The organism is Streptomyces sp. NBC_00873, assembly GCF_045207415.1.
Lineage (GTDB): Bacteria > Actinomycetota > Actinomycetes > Streptomycetales > Streptomycetaceae > Streptomyces.
The window spans coordinates 1,949,286-1,971,312 of sequence record NZ_CP108803.1; the positions used below are offsets into that span (position 1 = coordinate 1,949,286).

The following is a 22,027-nucleotide window of genomic DNA, read 5'->3' on the forward strand; positions in this document are numbered from 1 at the left end:
AGTGGGCGGCCGTAAGATGGCGCCCATGGTCTTAATTCCACGGCACTCCCCCTCTTCCGACCCGCTGCACGCCGCCCAGCCGACGCACCCGTCCGCCGTCGAGGCGAACGAGGCGATCCGTGCGCTGGTGGACGCGCGAGCCGGGCAGGACTGGTCGTCCGTGGAGTCCGCGGCGTACGAGGTACTGCTCATCGAGTGGGCGGCGGCGACCCGCCGCGCTGCCGGCGACATCATCGAAGCCGCCTGACCGCGCCCCGGGACCTCGGGGCCGAGCGAGTTCCCGTCCGAGGACGCCGCCCCCCAATTGCCGGCCGGTCTTATACGCACACGTCAGCCATGGTGCACCACCTTGCGCTGGGGGGCGCAGAGGATCGGTCACCGGATATGCCACGGACGGCGCAGGATCGTGGTGTGATGGCGGCGTGAGCCGCGCCGCCGAAGAGACCAACCGCCGCATGCTCCGGGCACGGGACGCGATGGACCGTGCGTACGCGCAGCCGCTGGACGTACCGGCCCGTTCACCGAGGAACCCACCGAGCGCCCGTACGGCATCGACTGCGGCCTCCGCGACCCCTTCGGCAACAGCATCCGCTTCACCCAGCCGAAGGCCTGAGGGCTGCGCCTGCGGTTGACGAGCGAAGCCAGAGCTGGATCGGGGCTACGGTGCCGGTGCCATGAGAACCTGTCCCACTTGTGGACCAGTCTCCACACGTAGGCGTCCAGCGAGTTGAACGCCCGCTTGGACACCCCGATCCGGTAGTAGGCAGCCCAGCCCTTGATGATCGGATTGAGCTTGGCGATCACCGCGTCGGTGTTGGCCCCTCGCAGGGCCAGCACCTCAGTGGCGAGCCGTTCCCGGATCCGCCGCAGGGCCGCAGGGCGCGGCACTCCCGGTCCGTCCGGTCATCGCAGGTCCCCCTCGTCGTATTCGGTGCCGGCGCCCTGGGCCGTGCGCTCGCGCAGCTCGATCCGGCGGATCTTTCCGGAGACGGTCTTCGGCAGCTCGGCGAACTCCAGTCGGCGAATCCGCTTGTATGGGGCGAGGACCGCCCGCGAGTGCGCGAACAGAACCTTCGCCGTGTCCGGGCCGGGCTCCCAGCCCTCCGCCAGGACGACGTACGCCTTCGGGACGGCAAGCCGGACCGGGTCGGGGGCGGGCACGACCGCGGCCTCGGCGACCGCCTCGTGCTCCAGCAGCGCGCTCTCCAGCTCGAACGGCGAGATCTTGTAGTCGGACGCCTTGAACACGTCGTCGGCACGGCCGACATAGGTGATGTAGCCGTCCTCGTCGCGCGAGCCGATGTCGCCGGTGCGGTAGTAGCCGTCGGCCATCGCCTCGGCGGTACGGTCCGGGTCGCCGTGGTAGCCGGTCATCAGGCCGACCGGGCGGTACGACAGGTCGAGGGAGATCTCGCCCTCGGTCGCACCGGGCTCACCGGTGACCGGGTCGAGGAGCTCGACCCTGAAGCCGGGACAGGGCCGTCCCATCGAACCGGCCTTCAGTACCTGGCCGGGGGTGTTGGCGACCTGGACGGCGGTCTCGGTCTGACCGAAGCCGTCCCGGATCGTGACGCCCCACTCGCGCCGGACCGTCTCGATGACCTCGGGGTTCAGTGGCTCTCCGGCGGCGACGACCTCGCGCGGTGGGGTGTTCAGCTGGGAGAGGTCGGCTTGGATCAGCATCCGCCAGACGGTGGGCGGGGCACAGAAGCTGGTGACGCCCGAGCGGTCCATTTCGGCCATCAGGCGGCCCGCGTCGAACCGGGTGTAGTTGAAGATGAAGACGGTCGCCTCGGCGCTCCACGGCGCGAAGAGGTTCGACCAGGCGTGCTTGGCCCAGCCCGGCGACGAGATGTTGAGGTGGACGTCCCCGGGCTTGAGACCGATCCAGTACATCGTCGACAAGTGACCCACGGGGTAGGAGACATGGGTGTGCTCGACCAGCTTGGGGCGGGCGGTCGTGCCGGAGGTGAAGTACAGCATCAGTGGCTCGTCGGCGTCGGTCTCCCCGTCCGTCTCGAGGCTCTCCGGCAGCTCGTCGGCGCCGGTGTAGGAAAGCCAGCCCGGTACGTCCTCGCCGACGGCGATCCGGGTGTAGTCGCCGGGCACCTCGTCGAACTTGGCGGCGTCGGCGTCCCGCACGATCACATGCCGGACCCGGCCGCGCTCCACCCGGTCGCGCAGGTCGACGGGGCCGAGGAGCGGGGTGGCGGGGATGACGACGGCGCGCAGCTTCATCGCGGCGAGGGCCGTCTCCCACAGTTCGACCTGGTTGCCGAGCATGACGAGGATCCGGTCGCCGGCGCGTACCCCTTGGGCGCGGAGCCAGTTCGCGGCCCGGTTGGAGCGGGCGGACATCGCGGCGAAGGACACCTCGGTGCGGCGGCCGTCCTCCTCCACGATGTGCAGGGCGGTGCGGTCGTTGTTCTCCGCGATGACGTCGAACCAGTCCAGCGCCCAGTTGAAATGGCCGGCCCGGGGCCAGCGGAAGCCCTCGTACGCCGTCGCGTAGTCCTCGCGATGCTGCAGCAGAAAGTCCCGGGCGGCCCGGAACGTTTCCGTCGCGCTGGTTGCCGACATATGCCCTCCTTATTGCGGACCGGACCGGCCCCTTAACATCATGTAAACAGTGGCCCAGCTCTCACCACCCCCGAACGGGGGTACCGCAGGCGGGGCAGAGAGGCGACAGCGTGCCGGAACCGGTCGAAGCGGTCGAGATGCAAGCGGCCCTGCTGCGGTTGCGCCGGACGAGCGGGCTGCCCGTGGCGTTCGGCGGACTGCTGTCGGATGCGCGTCACGCCAGGATCGCGGAGCTCAACGGGGCGCAGACCACGGCGCTGCGCGGCCTTGTCATCACCGCGGGCAGCGGACTCGGCGGCAAGTCGATCGCCCTGTCCCGGCCGTGCGCGGTGACCGACTACCCGTCGTCGCGGCACATCAGCCACGAGTACGACACCGCGGTCGCCGCGGAGGGGCTGCGCTCGGTGGTCGCGGTGCCCGTCGTCGTACGCCGCAAGGTACGGGGCGTGTTGTACGGGGCGCTGCGCGAGCCCCTCACCCTCGGGGACCGTACGTTCGACGCGGCCGTCGCGGCGGCCCGCGACGTGGAACAGGCGCTCGCCGTGCACGACGAGGTGCAGCAGGTCCTTGCGTTCACCCGGGACCAGGTGACGGACCCGCGGGCGGCGCCGGGTGCTTGGGAGGACGTCCGCGAGGCGCACCGCGAGCTGCGCGCGCTGGTCCCGAGGGTGACCGACCCGGCGCTTCGCGAGGAACTCCTCTCGGTGTGCGGGCGGCTGGCCTCGGCGTCCGGGACACCGGTACCGAGCGCCCGCGGGGTGCAGCTGGCGCCGCGCGAGATCGATGTCCTCGCCTGTGTGGCCGCGGGCGCGACGAACGCGGTAGCGGCCGACCGGCTGGGGCTGCGGCCGGAGACGGTGAAGGGGTATCTGCGCGCGGCGATGCGGAAGCTGGGGGCGCACACCCGGCTGGAAGCGGTCGTGGCGGCGCGCCGGGCGGGGCTGTTGCCGTAGGTGCGCGCCGGTCGTCCGCCTCGGTCGCGCGCCTGACGTCCGCCGGGGTCTCTGCCGTACGGTCGGGGCCAGGGGGTGACGGACATGGTGTCCACGCATCAATATCTTGCCTTCGCGGCGATGTCCCTGCTGGTGATCGTGATCCCGGGGCCGAGCGTCCTCTTCGTGATCGGCCGGGCGCTGGCCCACGGCCGCCGCACCGCGCTGGCCACGGTACTGGGCAATGTCGCCGGTTCGTACGTCCTGGTGGTGGCGGTCGCGCTGGGCATCGGTTCGCTGGTCGAACGCTCGGTGATGGTCTTCGTGGCGGTGAAGCTGGCGGGTGCGGCGTATCTGGTCCTCCTGGGCATGCAGGCGTTCCGGCACCGCAAGGAGCTGAGGCTGGGGGCTGTCGAGGCGTCGCCGGAGCGGCCCGCGCGCGGTGATCTGCGGACGGTGGTGGACGGTGTGGTCGTCGGCGTCACCAACCCCAAGGGCATCGTCTTCTTCGCCGCGGTACTCCCCCAGTTCGTGGACCCGTCGACCGGCCATCTCCCGGTGCAGATGCTGCTGTTGGGGCTGGTGCCGATCGCGATCGGGCTGGTGACGGACACGCTGTGGGGGCTCGGCGCGTCGGCGGCCCGGAGCTGGTTCGCCCGGTCGGACAGGCGGCTGTCGATGATCGGCGGGGCGGGTGGCTTCGCGATGATCGGTCTGGGCGTGACGGTGGCGGCGACGGGCCGTGCCGACTGAGAGGCTGTCGGTCCACCTCTGATCGGGCGGTCGTGCCCTGGCACGCACGCTTCCCGATCGAAGGTAGCCCGACAGCCTCTGAGCCCCGATCCCGGTCAGTCCCCGAAGTCGACGAAGGGGGCGAACCGGATGTCGTGTGCGGCCGGGTCCGTGGGTCCCATCGTGGCGAGCATCCGCAGCCCCTCCTCCGTGACGGCTTCGCGCTCCGCCGGGCTCAGCCTGCCCAGCGCCTGCACGGTGACGGTCCCCTCGCCGCCGGGTTTCTGCCCGGGCGCGCCGAACCGCCAGATCGCCGCGAGGAAGCCGTCGACGAGCACGGCGCCGTACGCCTGATTGCCGTTCCCGTTGCGTCCTTTGAACTGCGGCGGGATGACACGCGTGCGGTCCGCATGGCCGAGCAGGACGTTGTCGAACTCGGGCAGGAAGCGCGGCGGGGCGGGGGTGTCCGGGTCGGGGCGCGGGGCGTCCGGCAGGTCGAAGAGTTCCACGCCGTGCTCGTCGCGGAAGGTGATCAGCCGCGGCCGCAGCCGCTCGAAGACCTCCCGCAGCCGGGTCAGTCCGGCCCACATCTGCATGTCCTTCACGGAGGCGGGTCCGAAGGCGCCGAGGTAGCGCAGCACGGTTGCGTCGGGTGCGGGTGTCGGCTCCGACGGCCGGCCGAGCCAGTGCTCGACGGTGGTCAGCGCGACCTGTCCGCTCCGTCCCCAGAGCCCGCGCGGGGTGACCTGGACCAGGGGCAGGGTGCAGCGGACGGCCAAGGTCAGGGCCTGCGGGTCGGCGTCCGGCCACTGCGCGAGCAGTGCCTCGCGGAGTTCCTTCGGGGTGCGCGGGCGCTCCTCGACGAGCTCTCTGCCGATCGCCGCGAGCCGGTCCAGGTCCACCCCGCCGAGCCCCTGCCGGAACATCTTCAGCTCCCGGCTGCGGGCCGGCTGGACCAGCGGACGCAGGGTCAGCGCGTCGTCGGCGGTGTGGGTGTGAATGGTGGAGCGGAGGGTGACGATGCGGACCACCTCGCGGGACCCCATCAGCGCGGAGAGCTCGGCCGGGTCGAAGCCTTCAAGCCGGGCGAAGAGCTGGTAGTACGGCGGCTTGCTGTTCTGCGCCTGCAACCCGACGAGATGCCCGACGGCTTCCTTCGCGGACATCGGGGTCCGGCGCAGGAGCAGTTGGCGCTCCAGGGTGGCCCGGCCCAGTGCGCGGGGCGTGAGCCGCGGGGGCTGGGCGGATGCGGCTCGTGCGGCGGGGTTCGTCTTCGCGGGCATGAACGGCACGGTACGCGGATATGCGGACAACTCCCGTCCGCAATCGCATCGTCTCGTTCCTTCCCGCGGCCGCCGCACCGCAGGGCGGAAGGACCCCGGATTGCGCGCGGGCCGCCCGCATCATGGACGGGTGATCAGCGTCCTGTTCGCCATCCTGACCGCGCTCAGCAACGGCGCCGCGTCCGTACTGCAACGCCGTGCAGCCCTCGCCGTACCCGACACGAAGGCGATGCACCTGTCGCTGATCGGCCATCTGCTGCGCCAGAAGGTGTGGCTGGCCGGAATCGGGCTGGTGATCGTCGCCGCCGTCTGCCAGGCCGTCGCGCTGGCCACCGGGCCGATCGCGGTGGTCCAGCCGATCTTCGTCATCGAACTCCCGGCGGCGCTGCTGCTGGCCGGGTTCGTGATTCGGGTCCGGGTACCGGGCGGAGTCTGGTACGGCGTGGCTGCCGTGACCGTCGGGCTGGCCCTCGGCATGGCCTCCGCCGCTCCGGGCGGCGGCAGCACGTCGGTGCAGGGCGCGGCCTGGGTCCCGGCGTTGATCCTGACAGGGATCTTCGAGGCCGCGCTGATCACCGGCGCGATGAGCACCCGCGGGAACCCCCGGGCGGCGCTGCTCGGGCTCGCCGCCGCGTGTGGGTACTCGCTCACCGCCGCGCTGATGAAGGACGCCATGGGGCGGCTCGGTGACGACGGGGTGACCGCGCTCATGACGTCCTGGCAGCTGTACGCCACCGCCGCCGCCGGGGTGGGTGCGCTGTTCCTCCTTCAGAACGCGCTCCAGGCGGGCACCCTGGTCGCCGTCCAGCCGATGCTGACACTGGGCGACGCGCTGATCAGCGTCCTGTACGGGGTGACGCTGTTCGGCGAGGAGCTGCGCACGGGCTGGTGGCTGCTGCCGGAGCTGGTCGCGATCGTTCTCATCGCGCGGGGCTGTATCGAACTGTCCCGCTCGCCGCTGGCGTCCGGGAGCGCCGTACCGCCGCGGCGCGGCACCCGCGTGACGTGACGCCCGTACCGGGCCCCGGGGTCGGGCGTCCGGGTTCCGGTGGCCGGCCAGGTCGAAGTCGGGGTGGCCGGCGAACAGCACGACGGCGATCGGGCCGAAGAGATGACAGACAGTGCACGCGGTGGTGGCGTGGCCCTGCTCCGTACTCACCTGTTCGGCGGAGAGCCCACTGAGTCCTGCACGACAGGGAGAGTGTGAGTTCCGGATGGTCCCGGACGACGCTCATCCGGCCTCACCCGCCCAGGGGTTCACAACTGCTGAGCAGGCACATCGTTTTGGCGAACATGGGCATGATTGGGTGAACGGCGCGACGAGCTGCGGGTATGCCCGGCGGGGTGTGCGTAACGTATTCGGTGCGATCTGGGACGCCGGGTGTGGCGTCAGCAGTCGGGGCCCCCGTGTCACCAGCGAGATGGTTCGGGGCCTCCCCGTCGCCTCCGGCCACACCCACATGGCCAGGTCGTAGGAATTCCGCCCGCCCGGGACGGACCGCATACGGGATATGCGTCGCCGACCGGGACGCGAAAGCGGAGGACCAGTGCGCCCAAGACCGTTCGGGGCGTACCGGTGAGCCGGGACTCACTCCTGCTCACTGCCCAGGAACGGTGTATATGCGGTCCATCAGCGCATGGAGGTGACATGGACAGCGGGGTGCCATGACGGCATCCCGCATACGGCCGCCGGCCCCTGCGACGCTTGCCCGACGCGCGGAACCGGCCCGGGGAAGGAATCCCGCGGGCCGGTTCCTGCCGAGTCACTTCAGGCGGTCTGCCCGGATCCCGAGCCTGTCGAGGCCGCCGCCTTGATCCCCTTGGTGATCTCGTCCATCACCGAGAGTGCGGGCGCCTTGGGGCTGACGTCGAAGCCGGACCGTACGACAACCAGCATGTCCGCGGAGCGCGGGGAGGCAAAGGCCAGCGACTGGACGTAGCCGTCGTCGCCCTCCTTCGTGACCACTTTCCAGCGCACCAGATAGCCCTTGCGGCCCGCAACGGTGACCGCCTCGGACTTGAGCTGCTCGTGCGAGGTGATGGCACCGTAGGCCTTGCCGCCGTACGACGACTTGGCGTTGACGGAGATGTCCGCCTTCGCCGCCGCCTCCGCCGTCTTCGCCGTGATCTTCAGCGCCTGGGCCGGGGCGGCGAACGCCCCTCCGCGCTCGCACTTCTGTGAGGCGTCGGCCGGGCATGTGTAGGATCCCGTGCTCACCGAGGCGCCGATCAGGGCCGACCGGCCGGTCCAGCCGTCGGGCACCGGCAGGCTGATACCACTGCTGGCGTCCGTGGCATACCCCTCCTCGGACGGCGGTTGCTGCTGGTCGGGCGCCGGACTCCGTCCACCGGGGCCACCGGGACCACCGGGACCCCCCTGGCCGTTCTGTCCCCCGGGGGAACTCGGCGCGGGCGACACGGCACCGCGGGAGGTGCTCTCGGAACTGTGGGATCCATCAGTCAGCAGGATGGCGCCACCCGCGATCGCGGCCAGCACCACCACGCCCGCGGTGACGCCGACGCCGATCCGGATCCGACGGCGCCGGACGGCCGCGGGCGGCATCCGGAGCTGATCCGTCCACTGACTCCCGTCCCACCAGCGTTCCTGGACAGGGCCTGTTCCTGTATACCCGGGGTCCGTATGCCAGCCGGGAGGGCTCATCTCGGTCACAACGTCCACCGTAGAGGCGCTCCGTGAAAATCCCATGAACCTGTGCGAGGAACCCGCTCAGGGCCGCCGGTAGTGCGCGGACCACCGAATGGGGGCGTAATGGGCTAGGACCTCTCTTTTCGGATCAGGCTGCGGCCTAAGGAGTGCAGGCAGGCCCCGGCGAGCCGGGCACGCTCCGAAGAGAGGCCCCAGGAACCCGGACCACGACGGGACCGGGCCGTGCGATGGGAGAGACATGCCGTACATCACCGTTGGCGAGGAGAACTCCGCCGGCATCCATCTGTACTACGAGGACCACGGGATGGGGCAGCCCGTCGTCCTGATCCACGGGTTCCCGCTGAGCGGCGCATCCTGGGAGAAGCAGCTCCCGGTCCTGTTGCGCGCGGGGTACCGGGTGATCACGTACGACCGGCGCGGCTTCGGCCGCTCCTCGCAGCCCACCACGGGGTACGACTACGACACTCTCGCCACGGATCTCAACGCCGTCATGGAGAAGCTCGACCTGCAGAACACCATCCTGGTCGGGTTCTCCATGGGCACCGGCGAGGTCGTCCGTTACCTGGGCAATTACGGATCCGCGCGGGTCGACCGGGCGGCACTGATCGCCCCGATCCCGCCGTTCCTCCTGAAGACCGGGGACAACCCCGAGGGGGTCGACCAGAGCGTCTTCGACGGCATCATGAGCGCCATCGCCTCGGACCGTCCCGCGTATCTGACGACCTTCCTCCACGACTTCAACAACGTCGACAAGCTCGGTGGCACCCGGATCAGTGACCAGGCGCTGCAGCTCCAGTGGACGGTGGCCGCCGGTGCGTCGGCCCACGCCACGCTGGCCTGCGTGCCGGCCTGGCTGACGGACTTCCGCGACGACCTGCCCAAGATCGACGTGGAGACGCTGATCGTCCAGGGCGACGAGGACCGCATCCTGCCCATCGAATCCTGCGGGCGGCGGCTGCCCGGCCTGATCAAGAACAGCCGTCTCGTCGAAATCCCGGGCGGCCCGCACAACATCGGCTGGACGCACGCAGAGGAACTCAACGCAATTCTCATGGGGTTCCTGGGCCGGACAGCGTCCTGAGCGCCGCACGCCGCCGGGGCGTCCGGCCATGACCCGGGAGGTAATCGACGCTTCTTCCCGCGTCGGACATCGTGTTCCTCACGAGCCGCACAGGAGCCCGGCCGCAGGGCCGGAACCGTGACCGAGAGGACAGCACAATGACCGCGTACGAGGACGCCGTTCAGCGCTACTTCACCGCCTGGAACGCGGCCACCCCCGAGGATCTGGCGAAGGCCGTCGCCGCCGCCTTCACCGAGGGCGCCACGTACACCGACCCGTTGGCCTCCGTGCGGGGCCACGACGAGCTGGTGGCCGTGATCAGCGGTGCCCATCAGCAGTTCCCCGGCTTCGAGTTCAAGCTGACCGGCGCCCCCGAAGGACACCACGACATCGTCCGCTTCAGCTGGGACCTGGTCTCCACCGCCGACGGCTCGGCGCCCGCCGCCGGGTCCGACGTCGTCACCCTCGACGAGGACGGGCGCATCACCTCGGTCAGCGGCTTCCTGGACCGGGTCCCCGGAGCGTGACCGGCGCTGCGCGGGTGGCGCACACGTAGCGGAATGACGTAGCCCGGTCACACCGTTTCCCGCATCATGGACACCCTTACGAGCGGAGCGTGTTGCCCGCGTGTCGCTGCCGTATGACCCGCCCCTTCAGCGGACGGTCGGCGCGGATTTCCGGTGCGCCCGGTAGTCGGGCAGTTCGATGTTCGTGACCTTCCTCCCCTCTTCCAGCATCCAGTTGAGGACGAACGTGCGGCTGAGCATCCAGTTGCGCATGCGCAGCGCGAACGCGGAGCCGGGGGCGAGGAAGGGGCCGGTCCGGTCACCGCTCTTCTGGCAGCCCTGCGCGTAGGTGCGCAGCAGGCTCTCGTAGCGGGCGAAGGCGGCGGCGTGGTCGCCGCGGTGGGCGGCCAGTTCCCCCGCGAGCACGTACGCGGCGACGATCGCGGTCCCGGTGCCCATGCCGCCGATGGTGGCCCCGCAGGCGGCGTCACCGAGGAGGGCGACGCGGCCCCGGGACCAGGTGTCCACGTCGACGCGGCTGATGGAGTCGAAGTACAGGTCGTCGGCGCCCTCCAGGGTGGCGAGCAGCCGGGGCACGTCCCAGCCGATTCCGGCGAACGCCTCCGTGATGAGGGCCTTCTGCGCCTGCTGGTCGTGCCGGTCGTGGTCCAGCCGGTCGGCGGCGAAGACGAAGAAGGCGCGAGCGGTGTCGGGGTTGCGGTTGTCGGTGCCGACGGAGGCGAGGCGGCCCGGGGTGTTGCAGCCGATGGAGCCCTCGCCGAAGCCGAAGCCGGCGTAGTTGGGCAGGCTCCAGGTGGCGGCGTAGTGGCCGAGGTGGCGCACGTACGCGTCCTCGGGGCCGAAGGCGAGGCGCCTGACGTTGGAGTGCAGTCCGTCGGCACCGATGACGAGGTCGAAGGCGCGGGTCGCGCCGGAGCGGAAGGTGACACGCACGACGTCCTCGTCCTCGTGCAGCGCGGCGATCGACTCCCCGAAGAGGTACCGGGCGCGGGGCAGGCTGTGCTCGTACAGGACGCGGGCGAGGTCACCGCGCAGGACCTCGATGTCTCCGCCCGCGAAGTCTGCGGGCAGTTCGAGCCGGGGCCTGCCGGCCTCGTCGACGAAGCGCATGGGGCTGCCGCCGGTCTCCAGCCGCCGGAGCTCGTCCAGGATGCCCATGCGCTCCAGGACGGTCAGATGGGTCCCGCCGCGGAAGTCGACGGCCTGTCCGCCCTCACGGAGGGCCGGGGCGATCTCGACGACGGCGACGTCGAAACCGTACTCACCGAGCCAATGGGCGAGTGCGGGGCCCGCGATGCTCGCGCCGGAGATCAGAACCTTCTGGGACATGGCAGGTGCTCCTGTGTCCGGGATCGTCGATCCATATGAATTGCGTCCCGCAGACGCTGTTTCTTGTTGTGTACGATAGACACAGTTTCTGTTCCTGGCAAGGAGATAGCGGTGACGGACGACCCGACGAACCTGATGCGTCTGCTCTGGGGACCCGGACCACAGCCCCGGCGTGGACCCAAGCCCGCACTCACCCTCGACGGCATCGCCCGCACCGGCACCGAGATCGCGGACGCGGAAGGCCTCGGAGCCGTGTCCATGCAGCGGGTCGCGGAGCGGCTCGGAAAGACGAAGATGTCGCTCTACCGATACCTGCCCGGCAAGGCGGAACTGATCGCCGTCATGGTGGAAACGGCGCTGGACGACGCACCGGAGGGCGGGGAGGGTGACTGGCGGACGCGCCTGACGGCCTGGTCGCACGGCCTGGTCGAGATGCTCCGCCGTCACCCCTGGCTACTGGAGGCGACGGTCGGCCCGCGTCTGATGGGCCCGAAGGAACTCGGCTGGATGGAGCGGGCCCTCTCCGCGCTGGACGGCACCGGGCTCACGGTGGCGGAGCGCATGGACGCGGTGGTGCTGCTCACCAGCCATGTTCGGGGCATCGCGCTCCAGAGCCGCGCGGCCGCCCCCTCCAGCGCACCGGAGGCCCAGTTCCTGGCCGCGCTCGGCACGGTACTGCGGGACCACGGCGCAGACTACCCGCACCTGGCCGCGGCGACGGCCCCCTCGGTCCGCTCCGGAACCCAGGGACATGACCAGGCCCTGGAGTTCGGCCTTGACCGCATCCTGGACGGCCTGGAGGTCCTGATCGCCGAGCGCGCCCGGAGCTGATCCACGCGAGGGCCCGCAGCGACACAGCTACAGCAGGGGCGTGACGGGCGGATGTCTTCCATACGGTCTTCGACCACCGCGACCCCGAGCCCTGCACCGGCGGGCACGTCGCGTTCCGCACCGTCCTCAGCCACATCAGGACCAGTGACTTCAAGGTCAGCGAACTCGCGGTCCGGCCTCGGAGGAGCTCGAGTGCGGGTCCGGGGGTCGTCGGAGCGATTTCTGGAATTAACCTCTGAGTCCTTGTCACAGCCAGGTCTACGCGCATAGCTTGTGGCCCCTCATCACACTTTGAGGGGCATCTCACCGTGCACATATCCACACCTCGTTCCATCCTGCTGGCTGGCGCGGTCGCCGTGACCCTCTCGGCAACCGCGCTCCCTGCCGCCTTCGCGGCCCCGTCCTCGACCGCCGTGATCTCCGAGGTGTACGGGGGCGGGGGCAACTCGGGTGCGACGCTCACCCGCGACTTCGTCGAGCTGGCCAATGCCGGCTCGGCCGCGTACGACCTCTCGGGCCTCAGCGTCCAGTACCTGCCCGGCACACCGTCCGCAGGTTCGCTCTGGCAGGTCTCCGCGCTGACCGGGTCCGTCGCGCCCGGCGGCCGCTACCTGATCGCCCAGGCCGCGGGCACCGGCGGCACCGTCGCCCTGCCCACCCCGGACGCGACCGGCACCGTGGCAATGTCCGCGACCAGCGGCACCGTCGCCCTCGTCTCCGGAACCACCCCGCTGACCTGCAAGACCGCGGCCGACTGCGCCGCCGACACCCGCATCGTGGACCTCGTCGGCTACGGCTCCGCGGTCGTGCGGGAGGGCAGCGGCCCGGCTGCGGGCGCCTCCGCCACCGCCTCCGTCGCGCGCGGTACGTCGCTCGCCGACACCGACAACAACGCCGCCGACCTGGCCGCGGGCGCCCCGACACCGGTCAACGCGGCCGGTGAGACGTCCGGCGGAGCGGGACCCGGCGACCCCGGGAACCCGACCGAGCCCGGCACCGTGCGGGTGCACGACATCCAGGGCACCACCCGCGTCTCGCCGCTGAACGGCCAGTCGGTGACCGGGGTCCCCGGCATCGTCACCGGCGTGCGGACCACCGGTTCGCGCGGCTTCTGGATCCAGGACGCCACGCCGGACGCGGACGCCCGTACCAGCGAGGGTGTCTTCGTCTTCACCGGCACCACCGCACCGACCGTCGCCGTGGGCAATTCCGTGCTGGTCAGCGGCAAGGTGGACGAGTACTACCCGTCGACCACCACCCAGTCGATCACCGAGATCACCGCCCCCAGGGTCACGGTCCTGTCGTCGGGCAACGCGCTGCCCGCGCCGGTCGTGCTCGACGCGGCGTCCGTGCCCGACACGTATGTCCCGTCGGCAGGCGGCGGTTCGGTCGACGCGCTGGCCCTGGACCCGACGAAGTACGCGCTCGACCTGTACGAGTCGCTCGAAGGTACCCGTGTGCAGATCGCCGACGCCCGGGTCACGGGTGCGACGACCGCGTACGACGAGGTCTGGGTGACGGTCAAGCCGAACGAGAACCCGACGCAGCGCGGCGGAACGCTCTACTCCTCGTACACCGACCAGAACACCGGTCGCATCAAGGTGATGTCGCTGGACACCACCCGCCCCTTCCCCGTCGCGAACGTGGGCGATGAGCTGTCCGGCACCACCACCGGTGTCATGGACTACGCCTCCTTCGGCGGCTACAACCTCCAGGCGACCGAGCTGGGCACGCTCACCGACCACCACCTGAAGCGCGAGGTCACCCGGAAGCAGAGGGACAAGGAGCTCGCGGTCGCCACGTACAACGTGGAGAACCTGGACGCGCGCGACGAGCAGGCCAAGTTCGACACGCTCGCCGCCGGCGTCGCGGTCAACCTGTCCTCCCCCGACATCGTGTCGCTGGAGGAGATCCAGGACGACAACGGTGCGGTGAACGACGGCACGGTCGGCTCCGAGGCGACGCTCAAGCGGTTCACCGACGCGATCGTCGCGGCGGGCGGTCCGCAGTACGCATGGCGCTACATCGCCCCCGAGGACGGCAAGGACGGCGGCGAGCCCGGCGGCAACATCCGTAACGTCTTCCTCTACAACCCCGAGCGCGTCGACTTCGTGGACCGCGCGGGCGGCGGTGCGACCACTCCCGTGACCGTGGTGAAGACGAAGCAGGGCGTCACTCTCTCGGCATCGCCCGGCCGCATCGCCCCGGCCAGCGACGCGTGGGCGGACAGCCGCAAGCCCCTGGTCGGCGAGTTCCGCTTCCACGGGAAGACGGTGTTCGTCATCGGCAACCACTTCGCCTCCAAGGGCGGCGACCAGCCCCTGCACGGCCGCTACCAGGAGCCGAAGCGCAGCTCGGAGACGAAGCGCGTCAAGCAGGCGGCGGAGGTCAACACCTTCGTCAAGTCGCTGCTGGCGGCGGACAAGTCGGCGCAGGTCATCACCCTCGGGGACCTCAACGACTTCGCGTTCTCGCCGACGATGGACGCGCTGACCGACGGCAAGGTACTCAAGCCGCTGATCACCACGCTGCCGGTGGGCGAGCAGTACAGCTATGTGTACGAGGGCAACTCGCAGACGCTGGACCACATCCTGACCAGCCCCGGCGTGAGCCGCTTCGACTACGACGTGGTGCACATCAACGCGGAGTTCGCCGACCAGGCGAGCGACCACGACCCGCAGATCGTGCGCGTGGACGTGAACGCACAGCACTGATCCTGTACAGCCGGAGGGGGGCCGCCCGGTCGACGGGCGGCCCCCCTCTGTTCGACCGGTCGTATCGCTGTCGTCCCCGCCCATGAGCGCCGGACCGATACACCCGAGCAGCACCGCACACACCGTGCTGCGCCCCGTCACCCCCGCCCGGATCAGCGGCGGCTTCTGGGCCGCCCGTCGCCGTACCAACGCGGAAGTGAGCATCCCGCAGGCGACGAGGACGTGATCGAGCGGGCGTCCTGTCCGTCGCCCCGGGCCAGGGCCGTCGCCGGGGGCCGTCCCCGTTCGTCAGGCCTCGCTCGCACCGAGATCGTCGACTACGAGGTTGTCCAGGACAAATGCGTCGCCGGCGACCCTCTTGAGGCCGAGCCATACGGCCCCGTCAGAGGCCGGGCCCGAGCGGAAGGTGCGGACATAAGTCCGGTGCGGCGCCGGGTTCTGGGGCGGCAGACTGTCGTTCCACCCAGGAGGCGTGGGATCCGCCGCCGGGGGCGGTGTGTCGAGTTTGCGGTCCGTCGTCGGCAGCAGCTTCTCCTCGTCGATCTGGGCGCCCCCGTCCCGGCCGAGCACGACACGGTAGTCCGAGCCGGGGTCAGCCTGGTAGTCGAACGTGACGCGGTAGGTGCGGTTCGGCAGGAAACGGAGCGTCTGCGGCAGGGTCCGGTAGACGATGCCCCCGGACTCGCTGAGTGTCTTGAGCGAGTAGCGACCGCTGATCGTGTCGCGTGTGTAGCCCTTGTGGGTCTCCGAGAGGTGGCTGCGTTCACCGTCGCCGGAGGTGGGCACGAAGGGGCCGAGGCCCTCGTCGAGGTGCTCGAAGTCCTCCGTGTACCAGTGCCCGCCGAACTCGGGGTCAGCACCTGGCAGGGGTACGAGCCGCACGTCCGCGAAGTCCACCGTGTTACCGGCGGCGGCCGGGTCGGCGCGCAGGGTGAGTTCCACCGCGGCACGCGCGGTACCGGTGACGGTGAACAGCACGCGCATGCGCTGGAACATCGTGCCCCTGCGGCGCCCGTTACCCAGAACACAGCGCGCTGGCGAGGAATCCGTCCAGTTGGCGGCCACCGGACCCGAACGTCCCTCACCATCCCGGCCCTTGACGCCGGTGCCCGTGACGGACAGCACCGCCTTGCGGGAGCCGGTGACCCGTACCCAGACCGAGGCTGCGTATGTACCCGCCGGCAGGTCCTCCACCTGCTGGCTCACCGAGGCTTCTTCCGGCGCGTCGATCCGCAGGTACGGCAGGCCGTCGCCGTCATCGGTGACGCGCGCGGTGCCTCGGGCCGTCCAGCCTTCCAAGGTCCGGCCCGTGAAGGCGGGATGGGCGAGGAGGCCTCCCGACCCGTAGCGCGGAGCCGGCTGGGGATCCGGTTCGGCGCGATAGAGGACGTAGGGGGTCTGAGCCTCGGCTTCGACAGTGACCTTGCCGTCCTTGACCGGGACCCGGCTGGCAGAGCCGCGGCCCTGCTCGGTGAGCCGGTACAGCAGGAGGCTGCTTGCCTTGGCCCAGTGCGCGGGCAGCTCCCAGGTGGTGGCGCCACCGGTCGGGTTCCAGTGGTAGATCTTCCGCGGGTCGGACTCCTTCGCGAAGTCCCACGGGATGAAGAGGGTGTCGCCGTCGCCGAGGAGCCGGCCGTTCCAGGTGATGCGGGTGACACCGGTGGCGGTGCTGACGTGTACGCCGTCGGTGAGATCGAGTTCCTTGTCGGTCCACCGCAGGATCTCGAAGTGTTGGAGGAACTTGGTCGGCAGGTTCGTGACGAACGTCGACCTCAGCCACGCCTTGAGGTTCTTCTGCTGCTGCCAGCCCAGGTAATGAGTGTTGTCGGCACCGTGCAGCAGCGGATGGCGCACCCAGGCATCACGCTGCGTGTGGCGGATGAAGCGGATGATCCGGGAGCCGAGTCCATGGCCGTTCTGGCCGGCGTAGGTGAAGACACTGTCGCGCTCAGCGAGCCCAGCGTCCCCTTCGGCGCCCAGCGGCAGTCCGTGTCCGGTGATGACGGCGGCTTGCCGGGCCGCGTGCCAGCCACCGGTCCAGTACGTATCGGAGTACACGAAGCCCAGCTTGGGCAGATCCTTGACCAGTTTCTTGAAACGCGCGGCGAAGGCCCCGGTCGCCTGGTCCTTCACGACATCGGTGTGCCAGGACTGGTCCATCCATCGCCAGCCCGGATCGCCCGGTCCGTTGCTGCGGTCCCAGCGGAAGCTCGCTGACTCCGGGTAGGCCTCCCAGGCGTTGATGTGGACCCCGATCTCGGCATTCCACTCCTTGGCCCGCTCGGTGAGCGTACGGAGGTCCGCGTGACCGCCGGCCCGGGTGTTGTACGGGGCCGCGTATTCCATGTGCCCGCTGTCGTGCCCTTCGGAGCGGTACCCCTTGAGCAGGATCGCCTGCGGCAGACCGTCTGTGTACAGCGAGGTCCGGCGGATCTCGTCGAGCACGGTCAGGAAGGGCTGGTGACCGTGGCTCGCCAGATTGATGGCGATGCCCTGGACAACCTTGGTCCGGGCCCAGTCGTGGGCATGCGGGGCGCGCATGATGCCGCGGAAGGCGATCGCCGCGTCCTGCCAGTCTGCCACCCCGTCACCGTTGCGGTCGGCAGTGACCACCACTGCCGCCTCGGGCAGCGCGAACACCTCGCCGTCGGCACCCCGGTACACCCACTCGCCGCTCGCCAGCTCGGTGTGCTTCACACCGTCCTGGCCGGTGCTGGTGCGATGCAGCAGCCGGTCGTCGGCGCAGGTCCAGGACTCCACCGCAGCAGCCAGCCGGCCGGTGTCGAGGAGGGCGTACGAAGTGCGGTGCCAGTTGCCGTCGCCGGCGGCGTCGGCCACGGTCGTGAAGACATCGGCGGGCGCCGGTTTGCCCAGCCCGTAATGCAGGGCACAGTGCGACAACCTGCCCGCCTGCGCCGCCGAGACGGAGACGAGCCCGAGTCCGGGCAACCCGAACGTGGAAACCTTGACCGTGCCGTTCTCCACGATGGTGTCGGCCTTGACCCGCAGGACGTCCTCGGTCAGCCGGAACCAGAGATCCACCGTCACGGACAGTTCAGCGACCGTGAGCTGGTACCGCACCGACTCGCCCTTGGCGAGCACGGCCACCTCGGGGACGTAGTCCTGACCGTTGATGGTGACCGTTGTCGCGGTGTTTACCGAGCCACCGAGTGTGTCCCCGGTCGCCGTCCAGCGGTAGCCGACCACCCGCGGGAAACCGGCGTCGAGTGTCACCTCCAGGCGTGGCGACCGCAGCACCACCGTCGCGTCATCGGCCGCCGACGCCGGAGCCGCCGCTAGCGCTCCGAACCCGGCCGCGGCGACGGCAACCACCGCCGCCGTACCCCCCTGCAGCAGGGCACGCCGCGGCACCCCTGTCGGTGCGCTCAGCGAATCCACGCGCGCCGGCCTGTCCAGCTCTTCCATTGGCTCCTCCATGAGGTTTTGTCCCCCGTGCAATTCCGTGAACCAAACCGTTCAGCAGGACAGGTCTCCTGTTATGGAGAGCGGCACAGTGGCCAACCATGGACTGCCTGCGAGAACCGTTGGACTTGCATATCGGGTGCTTGGCCTCGGCGTTCACTTGCGGCCGCCGAGGTGTGGTTCGCGGTCGATCTGGCCGCTGTCCGGTCGGCTTGAGCTGCCGGCATGCCGAGGTCCCGGCCTGTGACCAGGTGCTCCGAGGTCTTTCGGGTCGTGGGCGGGCAGGGGCCTGACCTGCGGCGACGACTTTCCGAGCCCCACGGGCCCGGCCCGCCGCACCCGTGTTCTCACCCGACACCCTCGCCCGCCGGCAAGCCCGCCTCAGCCCCACCGCCGACGCTGCTGGTGAGACCTCCGCCCGTCGAGCAGCATGTGCGGTTCGACGGGCGGAGAGTGCGGAGGGAGCGCGGCAGTGTCACCGCGTCAATCCCCGATCCCGCCGGCCTCGGGCCCCCGTCTCGTCGAGGACCGGGCTGCGGGGGGGGTCAGCCAGTCTTCGAGACGAGCACGTGAACCGGGGCGGTGGGCGCCGACAGCAAGCCGGTCACCGGATCGACGCCGACTGCGGTGAGTACCGACTGGCCGGGCTCCACCAGCGTGCTGCAGTGCCAGTTCCCGTCCTGATCGGCGTGCTCGTTCACGCAGGCCGGCGCACCGGACACCGAGACGGTGATCAGCTCGCCCGCGGCGGCGGTGCCCTCGATCCGGACAGAGCCGGGGTGGATCGTGGACTGGTCCGCCGGCGTGGTGATTGCCGGTGTCGGGGCCGGCTTGCCGGGCGTGGTCACCCGGGCTCCGGCGACGGAGGCCCAGGTGCCGCCGGACGCGGGGTTCTTCGTGTTGGTGACGGTCACCACCATCGTGTGCTGCTTGGCCGGGTCGAGACCGGTGCGGGTGAACACCGATGTCACGCCACCGCTCTTGCTGTAGAGGTCGACAGCGGTGGGGGAATCGCCGTCCACCGACACGTTGACGATGCCGTTGTTGCCGTTGGTTATGGACTGAAGGGTGACGCTGTCCCCCTGGAAGGTCAGCTTCGCGCTGTCGCCGACGGTGTTGTTCCAGGTGTTTCCGGCGCCGGTCGCCCACGTGCCGCTGTACTGCCACTGGTTCACTGCACTGCCGGTCGTGGAGTAGTCGACGTTCGTCACCACTCCCGGGGTGTGCACGCCTGCCGGCAGCGCCACCGGGACGGCCAGATCGGTCAGCGCGCTGACCTTCAGGTTGTCGTACTGCTCGCCGGCCGAGTAACCGCTGGCGACGAGACCGACCTTGCCGGCGGAGTGGGTGGCGTCCGTGACTGAGCCGACCGTGGTGCCGTCGACCGAGGCGAAGATCAGCGATCCGTCGAACGTGAGCGCCAGGTTGTGCCAGGTGTTCAGCCCGGCGGCCGAGGCCACGGTTCCGCTGGCCAGCGACTTGACGTTCCCGGAGCCGCTTCTGAGGTTGATCGACCAGGCGCCGGTGTCGCTGAGCGTGAGCGAGTAGAAGTTCACCTGCGTCGGGTCGGGGTCCAAGTTGCGCTCGCGGCCCAGGATCCCGACCGAGCCCGGCTTGGCGTTGCGCACGTCGGCGGACACCTGGTAGTTGCTCCAGGCTTGGCCGCCGAGCACCGTGTACGGGTAGGAGCCCGGACGGTCGCTCCACTCCAACGGCTTGGTCGGGGTGGCGAGCTGGACGCACTTGCCGTCACGGTCCGCACACGGCTCGACGCTGAACGCGCCTTCCATGTTGGCCAGGTAGCGGGCCTGCTGGCCCTGGGTTCCCTTGTCGAACGAGTCGGAGTAGGGCAGCGGGAGCGGCTTGCTCGCCGGCGACGCGGCGCTGCCCTTGTGCTGCCCGGTCGTGGTGGTGAACGAGTAGATGGAGTCGGGCTGCAGGGTCATCGTCACCGAGCCGTCCGCGTCGGGCACGAGCGCCTTGCCCCGCACGAACCACTGCGAACGGTCACCGGAGACCAGATCGGTGCTCCAGACGTGCACGGGCTCGGTGGACAGGCCGCCGCTGACGGTGAGCTTGACCGTCTGCGGGCCGGTGGCCCGGGTCGTCTCGACGATGGAACTCCAGTCGCTGCCGTTGGGCGACTTCAAGGTCACGTAGCTGCCGACCTTGTCGGAGGTCTGGCCACCCAGATAGCCGCTCCCGCCGTCCAGGTACTGCCAGCCCGGCTGCGCGAACTGCGTCGTGTGCGCGGTCACCCACGTCGACAGGCCGACATCGTAGTGGCCGGACCAGGGCTCGTTGGCCATGACCAGTCCCTGGTCGGCGTAGGCGACGTCCGAGTAGGTCGAGGCGACCACGGGCCAGTTGATACTTGCGGTCATCCGGCCGTCGACGTAGTCGATGTTGTTGGCCCGCGCCATCGGCAAACCGCCGAAATTGTAGTTCATCGAGCCCTGCTCGCTGGCCCACAGCGGCTTGTTCAGCGCCTGAACGGCCTGCGAGGTGCGGCAGTCCGTCTCCACGTTGGGGTACTCGGAGATCGGCGTGGGGCCGTTCCACCCGCAGGGGTAGTGCTCACCGATGACCGAGACGGCCTTGGCGAAGGCCGCGTCCTGGGCCATGGCGCCGCCGACCTCAGAGAATGACTCGACCTGATCCGAAGCCACCAGCTTGACCGCGCCGTACCCGTGCTCGTCCAGGGCGGCCCGCATGTTCTTCCACCAGGTCGTGTTCCAGCCGCCGCGCTCGTTCCAGCCACCCATGTAGTCGATGGTGAGACCGTGTTGCTTGGCGCAGCCCAGCCAGTCGAGCAGGAACTGGATTCCGTTCTGCGAGTACATGTTCGAACCGACCCAGCCCGGTGCCGACCAGGTCAGCGCGGAGAGCGAGATCTGAGGGTTGCGCTTCACCGCTTCCTTGGCGAGCCAGAACTCGTAACCCACGTTGCAGTTGATCACTCCCCGGGTCTCTTCGATGGTGTGCTCGGCGCCGGAGGTGGTGTTCCCGTCCCCGCCGGTCTCGAGCTTCAGCATCTGCAGGTTGGCGCCGTAACCAGGTGTGAAGAGGTAGTTCAGGATGGCGTTGCGCTGGGCGGGCGGGTAGTCGGTCAGCAGCCGGGTGTTGCCGCCGCCGCCGCTGATCGCGCCGATCCCGTCGAAGGTCCGGCCGGTGTCCTGACCGTTGACCGCGATCGACGTGTCCGGCAACGCGGCCGCGCCCGCTCGGGCCGGGGCCAGCAGGGCCGCCGCAGCGGCCATGATCACGGCCAGGACAGCGACGACGGCCGCGAAGCGGCCCTCACCACCTATCCGTTGGCCTTCTCTATGCGTGTGCATGGGCTTGTCTCCTAGGCGGTGTCTACAAATGCTCTTGCGTGGTGGATCACGGTCGGGTGATACGTCGCCAGGTACTGTCCGATGGCGAGTGAGAGTTTGTCCGGCCGCTGCTGGCCGAGTCCTTGCGGGGCAGGGAGCGGCTGGACGAACGCACGGCGGTCAACGGGACTGTGGGGAAGTTCCGGACGGGCTCGGCCTGGCGGGATGCGCCCGAGCGGTACGGGCGGTGGGCCACGCTGCACCTCCGTTTCCGCCGCTGGACCCTGGACGGCACTTTCGGAGCGGATGCTCGAGGCAGCACAGGCCGGACCGGACGAGGCCGGGGGCATCGACTGGCTCGTGTCGGTCGACTCCACCGTCGTCCGCGCACACCGTCACGCCGCCAGGGTCCGAAAAGGGGGCTCTGCCGCCCCACCCCCGGACGCTCCCGAGGGGGCCTGACCAGCAAGATCCACCTCGTATGCGACGCCATCGTCCGCCCACACGCCTTCACCGTCACAGGCGGGAAGCGGCGCGACATAGTTGAACGCGTTTCAATAGCTTGAAGCAGTGACGCGGCATCGCCACCCGCCACGACACAACCGCGGAGTCCTACCAAACCGCCGCCAGG

Annotated in this window: 16 protein-coding genes and 3 pseudogenes; 12 read left to right on the plus strand and 7 right to left on the minus strand. The window is 70.0% G+C overall.

The features are described 5' to 3' along the window. Nucleotides 1-25 precede the first annotated feature (25 nt). The 3 genes and pseudogenes from OH809_RS08880 to OH809_RS08890 all read left to right on the plus strand — a co-directional run. Nucleotides 26-247 (plus strand): hypothetical protein, encoded by a 222-nt coding sequence (locus tag OH809_RS08880; protein WP_406422934.1) that lies wholly within the window; start codon nucleotides 26-28, stop codon nucleotides 245-247. A 175-nt stretch (nucleotides 248-422) separates the two neighbouring features. Next, nucleotides 423-515 (plus strand): annotated as a pseudogene (locus OH809_RS08885) (AraC family transcriptional regulator); the annotation flags it as partial. Between the two features lie 2 nt (nucleotides 516-517). Beyond that, nucleotides 518-613, plus strand: a pseudogene (locus tag OH809_RS08890) (VOC family protein); the annotation flags it as partial. A gap of 107 nt (nucleotides 614-720) precedes the next feature. Here the strand turns inward: OH809_RS08890 and OH809_RS08895 are convergent. After that, a pseudogene (locus OH809_RS08895) lies at nucleotides 721-888 on the minus strand (group II intron maturase-specific domain-containing protein); the annotation flags it as partial. 15 nt (nucleotides 889-903) lie between these two features. Continuing rightward, the gene (locus tag OH809_RS08900; RefSeq protein WP_406515013.1) at nucleotides 904-2,580 is read right to left on the minus strand and encodes an AMP-binding protein; all 1,677 of its coding nucleotides are present in this window, start codon (nucleotides 2,578-2,580) and stop codon (nucleotides 904-906) included. 110 nt (nucleotides 2,581-2,690) lie between these two features. Here OH809_RS08900 and OH809_RS08905 point away from each other — a divergent pair, with 110 nt between their 5' ends. Both OH809_RS08905 and OH809_RS08910 read left to right on the plus strand, forming a co-directional pair. Next, nucleotides 2,691-3,533 (plus strand): response regulator transcription factor, encoded by an 843-nt coding sequence (locus tag OH809_RS08905; protein ID WP_406422932.1) that lies wholly within the window; start codon nucleotides 2,691-2,693, stop codon nucleotides 3,531-3,533. An 84-nt stretch (nucleotides 3,534-3,617) separates the two neighbouring features. Then, nucleotides 3,618-4,265, plus strand: coding sequence for a LysE family translocator (locus OH809_RS08910; protein ID WP_406515014.1), 648 nt, complete (start codon nucleotides 3,618-3,620; stop codon nucleotides 4,263-4,265). A gap of 95 nt (nucleotides 4,266-4,360) precedes the next feature. Here OH809_RS08910 and OH809_RS08915 read toward each other — a convergent pair whose 3' ends face one another. Then, nucleotides 4,361-5,527 carry a winged helix DNA-binding domain-containing protein gene (locus OH809_RS08915; RefSeq protein WP_406515015.1) on the minus strand — a complete coding sequence of 389 codons (1,167 nt, stop codon included), beginning with the start codon at nucleotides 5,525-5,527 and terminating at the stop codon, nucleotides 4,361-4,363. A gap of 130 nt (nucleotides 5,528-5,657) precedes the next feature. On the opposite strand from OH809_RS08915, the gene OH809_RS08920 reads away from it, so the two are divergent. After that, nucleotides 5,658-6,536, plus strand: a complete 879-nt coding sequence (locus OH809_RS08920) for a DMT family transporter (RefSeq protein WP_406422929.1) — start codon at nucleotides 5,658-5,660, stop codon at nucleotides 6,534-6,536. 759 nt (nucleotides 6,537-7,295) lie between these two features. Here the strand turns inward: OH809_RS08920 and OH809_RS08925 are convergent. Continuing rightward, the gene (locus tag OH809_RS08925; protein WP_406422928.1) at nucleotides 7,296-8,198 is read right to left on the minus strand and encodes a DUF2510 domain-containing protein; all 903 of its coding nucleotides are present in this window, start codon (nucleotides 8,196-8,198) and stop codon (nucleotides 7,296-7,298) included. Nucleotides 8,199-8,433: 235 nt separating this feature from the next. Between OH809_RS08925 and OH809_RS08930 the strand changes: the two genes are divergently transcribed. Next, the gene (locus OH809_RS08930; RefSeq protein ID WP_406422927.1) at nucleotides 8,434-9,276 is read left to right on the plus strand and encodes an alpha/beta fold hydrolase; all 843 of its coding nucleotides are present in this window, start codon (nucleotides 8,434-8,436) and stop codon (nucleotides 9,274-9,276) included. Nucleotides 9,277-9,413: 137 nt separating this feature from the next. Then, nucleotides 9,414-9,782 carry a nuclear transport factor 2 family protein gene (locus tag OH809_RS08935; protein ID WP_406422926.1) on the plus strand — a complete coding sequence of 123 codons (369 nt, stop codon included), beginning with the start codon at nucleotides 9,414-9,416 and terminating at the stop codon, nucleotides 9,780-9,782. Between the two features lie 126 nt (nucleotides 9,783-9,908). Here the strand turns inward: OH809_RS08935 and OH809_RS08940 are convergent, their stop codons facing one another. Continuing rightward, the gene (locus tag OH809_RS08940; protein WP_406422925.1) at nucleotides 9,909-11,111 is read right to left on the minus strand and encodes an FAD-dependent monooxygenase; all 1,203 of its coding nucleotides are present in this window, start codon (nucleotides 11,109-11,111) and stop codon (nucleotides 9,909-9,911) included. Nucleotides 11,112-11,222: 111 nt separating this feature from the next. Here OH809_RS08940 and OH809_RS08945 point away from each other — a divergent pair, with 111 nt between their 5' ends. From OH809_RS08945 to OH809_RS08955, 3 genes are all read left to right on the plus strand, one after another. Then, on the plus strand, nucleotides 11,223-11,942 hold the full coding sequence (locus tag OH809_RS08945; protein WP_406422924.1) for a TetR/AcrR family transcriptional regulator: 720 nt from the start codon (nucleotides 11,223-11,225) through the stop codon (nucleotides 11,940-11,942). A gap of 308 nt (nucleotides 11,943-12,250) precedes the next feature. After that, on the plus strand, nucleotides 12,251-14,656 hold the full coding sequence (locus tag OH809_RS08950; RefSeq protein ID WP_406422923.1) for an endonuclease/exonuclease/phosphatase family protein: 2,406 nt from the start codon (nucleotides 12,251-12,253) through the stop codon (nucleotides 14,654-14,656). An 82-nt stretch (nucleotides 14,657-14,738) separates the two neighbouring features. Beyond that, a complete protein-coding gene (locus OH809_RS08955; RefSeq protein ID WP_406422922.1) occupies nucleotides 14,739-14,882 on the plus strand; it encodes a hypothetical protein in 144 nt (47 codons plus the stop codon). Between the two features lie 62 nt (nucleotides 14,883-14,944). Here the strand turns inward: OH809_RS08955 and OH809_RS08960 are convergent, their stop codons facing one another. Both OH809_RS08960 and OH809_RS08965 read right to left on the minus strand, forming a co-directional pair. Continuing rightward, a complete protein-coding gene (locus OH809_RS08960; protein ID WP_406422921.1) occupies nucleotides 14,945-18,082 on the minus strand; it encodes an endo-alpha-N-acetylgalactosaminidase family protein in 3,138 nt (1,045 codons plus the stop codon). A gap of 542 nt (nucleotides 18,083-18,624) precedes the next feature. Next, nucleotides 18,625-21,417, minus strand: coding sequence for a galactosylceramidase (locus OH809_RS08965; RefSeq protein ID WP_406422920.1), 2,793 nt, complete (start codon nucleotides 21,415-21,417; stop codon nucleotides 18,625-18,627). 107 nt (nucleotides 21,418-21,524) lie between these two features. On the opposite strand from OH809_RS08965, the gene OH809_RS08970 reads away from it, so the two are divergent. Further along, nucleotides 21,525-21,962, plus strand: coding sequence for a transposase (locus tag OH809_RS08970; RefSeq protein WP_406425288.1), 438 nt, complete (start codon nucleotides 21,525-21,527; stop codon nucleotides 21,960-21,962). The last annotated feature ends 65 nt before the right edge of the window (nucleotides 21,963-22,027 follow it).